The 3,268-nt window shown below is 71.7% G+C and carries 3 protein-coding genes and 1 pseudogene; 3 read left to right on the top strand and 1 reads right to left on the bottom strand.

The window, feature by feature from the left end:
* From DQW85_RS25575 to DQW85_RS25565, 3 genes are all read left to right on the top strand, one after another.
* A partial coding sequence (locus tag DQW85_RS25575; protein WP_275888260.1) for an FtsK/SpoIIIE domain-containing protein occupies nucleotides 1-787 on the top strand: 787 nt, incomplete at its 5' end.
* 32 nt (nucleotides 788-819) lie between these two features.
* Entirely contained in the window at nucleotides 820-1,158 is a 339-nt protein-coding gene (locus DQW85_RS25570) for a hypothetical protein (RefSeq protein WP_113702513.1), read from the top strand.
* On the top strand, nucleotides 1,155-2,324 hold the full coding sequence (locus DQW85_RS25565; protein ID WP_113702512.1) for a transglycosylase SLT domain-containing protein: 1,170 nt from the start codon (nucleotides 1,155-1,157) through the stop codon (nucleotides 2,322-2,324). Before DQW85_RS25570 ends, DQW85_RS25565 begins: the two co-directional genes overlap by 4 nt.
* A gap of 39 nt (nucleotides 2,325-2,363) precedes the next feature.
* Here the strand turns inward: DQW85_RS25565 and DQW85_RS25560 are convergent.
* A pseudogene (locus DQW85_RS25560) lies at nucleotides 2,364-3,268 on the bottom strand (serine/threonine protein kinase); the annotation flags it as partial.

The following is a 3,268-nucleotide window of genomic DNA, read 5'->3' as shown; positions in this document are numbered from 1 at the left end:
GGCCGCGCCGCCGGTGCGGCTGCTGCCCGCGCTGCTGCCGGCCGAGACGCTGCCGGGGCCGGACAGCGCGCGCCCCAAGCGCATCCCGATCGGCATCGACGAGGCGACGCTGTCTCCGGTGCTGCTCGACTTCGAGGCCGACCCGCACTTCATCGTGGTGGGCGACACCGAGAGCGGCAAGTCCAACCTGCTGAAGCTCATCGCCGAGGGCCTGGTGGCCAGGCAGACGCCGCGCGAGGCGATGATGATCGTCATCGACTACCGGCGGGCGCTGCTCGACACGGCGGCCACCGACCACCGGATCGGCTACGCCGCGTCCAGCACCGCCGCCGCCGAGCTGATCAACAACGCCCGGGGGGCTCTGCTCAAGCGGCTGCCGCCGGCCGACCTCACGCCTGAGCAGCTCCGCACGCGGAGCTGGTGGCAGGGCTCCGACCTGTACATCGTCGTCGACGACTACGACCTGGTCGCCGGCACGACGAACCCGCTGCTGCCGCTGGCCGACCTGCTGCCGCAGGCCCGGGACATCGGCCTGCACCTGGTGATGGCCCGCCAGATGGGCGGTGTCAGCCGGGCCATGTTCGACCCGGTCATCACCAAGATCAAGGATCTGGCGAGCCCCGCGGTGATCCTGTCCGGCAACAAGGACGAGGGCTACCTGTTCGGGAACGTCCGCCCGCACCCGCTCCCGCCCGGGCGCGGTTACTTCGTGGACCGGCGCTCCGGCTCCAGGCTCACCCAGACGGCGTTCGTCCAGCCCGCGGCGCCGCCCGGCGAAGGCGGTTGAGATCTTCAGTCATCATCGGAAAGGGGGCCCTGGTGGCAGGCGTCGAGATGAGCCGGAAGGCGTTGGAGCAGCTCCAGGAGTCGGTGCACGGCCGATCCACCGACCTGGTCAAGCTCAAGGACGGCAAGCCCGCGGGCAAGGCCGCGCCGGAGTTCGGGCCCGCCTTCCCGGCGAAGCAGAAGGCCAAGATCTTCGGTGACCTCGCGGACTCCGGCGCGCTGGCCACGGCCGTGGACGGCGTCGAGAAGAAGGCGGGCGACCAGCTCGACGACGCCAAGGAGCGCCTGGACGACGTCGAGCGGGCACTCGACCAGGTCCGCCGTAACCTCCGCGACGCCGACACCGCCTCCACGCCGAAGGATCCCTCGTGAGCCTCCGCGACCAGATCGCCGCCCTCCCTCAGGGCAGGAAGTTCACGGACGTCATGGACAGGCTCAAGGACGCCGACCCCGCCGAGATCGAGCGCGTCGCCGCGCGGTGGGTCATGGCCGGGCACGACGCCGTCGGCAACATGAACGTGCTGGCGGGCGCGGTCCACCGGGTGGACGACTGGTGGAAGGGCGACTCCGCCGACGCGTTCGTGACGTACATGCGCAAGTACGGCAAGGCCGGCCAGGCGCTGAACGACGTCCTGGTGTCCTGCGCCGGCTCGCTCAACGACGTCGCGGACGAGCTGACCCAGGCCAGGCAGGACGTCGACAAGCTCGGCGGCGACCTGCTGAAGGACGTCGAGAGCGTACGCGCGACCTACGCGCGGGCGAAGAACGACCCCCAGGCCGGCCAGGCGAACCTCGACAGGGACATCGGTGACAAGGTCACCTCGGCCGCGGCGTCCGCCGGGCGCCGCGTCGACGCCGCCGAGACGGTGATGTCCCTGTCGCTGACGAACATCAACAAACAGCTGGGCGTGGACAAGGACCTCTTCTCCGAGATCCCGCTCGCCGGGAAGCAGGAGTTCGTCGGGGACAAGGTGGGGTGGGTCCCGGTCTCCCCCGAGGAGTTCCGGCGGACCCGGCTCGCCGAGAACGGCGGCAGCAGCGGCCATGGCGGCACCGGTGCCACCAGTGGCAGCGGCGGCACGGGCGAATACGGCTACATCGGCGCCTCGTCGGGCGGCACCACACCGCGCCCGAAGGACGAGGTCGTCAAGTGGATCAAGGAGGCGCTCACCGTCATCAAGTCGCCGGAGATGGCGGAGATCCTGCGCAGGCGCGGCATCGACGTGAGCGACCTCGACCCGAACGACCCCAAGGACATCGAGCGCGTCTGGACCGTCATCTTCCACGAGTCGGGCGGCAACCCCAGCGCGGTCAACCGGTGGGACGTCAACGCGCAGAACGGCGTCCCGTCGCAGGGCCTGATGCAGACGATCCCGCCCACCTTCAATGCGCACAGCCTGCCCGGCCACAAGCGGATCCTGGAGCCGGTGGACAACATCATCGCCGGGGTGCTCTACACCTACAGCCGCTACGGCGACCTGGGACGCCACCCCGGCATCGCCTCCCTGGAGAGCGGCGGCGGCTACCGGCCCTACTAGCGCCAGCCGCGATCGGGTCGCGGCCGGCGCGGAGGAGGCTCAGCCGCAGTTGGCCCAGCCGGCGCTCGTGCTGAACGAGCCCGCGGAGCCCTCGAAGCGGACGCACTTGCCCTTGGCGCCCAGCTTCACCGGGCCGGCGTAGTACTCGTAGTTGCCGCCGTCGCGCTGGCGGCCGCCGCCCTGCACCTCAAGGGTGGCGCTGACCGGGGTGGCCTTGCCGATCTCGGTCGTCTTGATCGTCACCACGCAGTTCTGGCCGGTGCCGTTGTTGTAGAGCTGGTACGTGGTGCCGCCGGCGAACGCGGCCTGCCGCTGGACGTAGAAGCCAGCCCCGCAGACCCCGGTCGCCGTGTAGGGGTTGGTCGTCGGGACGGGCTTCGGCGAGGTGGTCGTGGGCGTGACCGGGGGCTTCGGCGAGGTCGTCGGCCGCACGGTCGGCTTGGGCTGCTCGGTCGTCGGCGGCGGGTCGCTCGGCCTGGGCTGCTCGGTGGTCGGCCGCGGCGTCGGCTCCTCCGTCCCCGTGGGCGAGGGAGTCGGCGTCGGCTCGTGCTCCTTGCCGGGCCTGTGCCGGGTCTTCGTCGGAATGGGCTCTTCCGAGTCCTTCTCACTGGGAGAGCTCGACGGCGTGGCGGTGGCTGTGGTCGTGGTGGTCACGGTCGCCTGCACCGTGGGCTGCGCGACCGGCTGCGTCGGGAGCGGCTGCGTCGGCACCGGCGACGGCACCGTGCTCAGCTCCGGCACGGCCAGGTCGGTCGGCTCGTCCCTGGGCAGCTCGAACGGCAGCACGCCGGTCGATGTGGGATCGGGCGTCTGCGCCCACGGCACGGTCACCTGGGGCTCGCCCGACGACGGCTGCTGCTGGCCGCCGTCCGCGGGGCCGGCGGCCTGACCGCCGGCGTCCTCCTCCGCCGCCACGGCGGAGGCCGTCGCCGTCGCACCCGGAC

It is taken from the genome of Nonomuraea lactucae (genome assembly GCF_003313395.1).
In the GTDB taxonomy this organism is placed as follows: domain Bacteria; phylum Actinomycetota; class Actinomycetes; order Streptosporangiales; family Streptosporangiaceae; genus Nonomuraea; species Nonomuraea lactucae.
The sequence above is the reverse complement of the archived record's forward strand: the minus strand, read 5'-3'. Positions and strand labels throughout refer to the sequence as shown.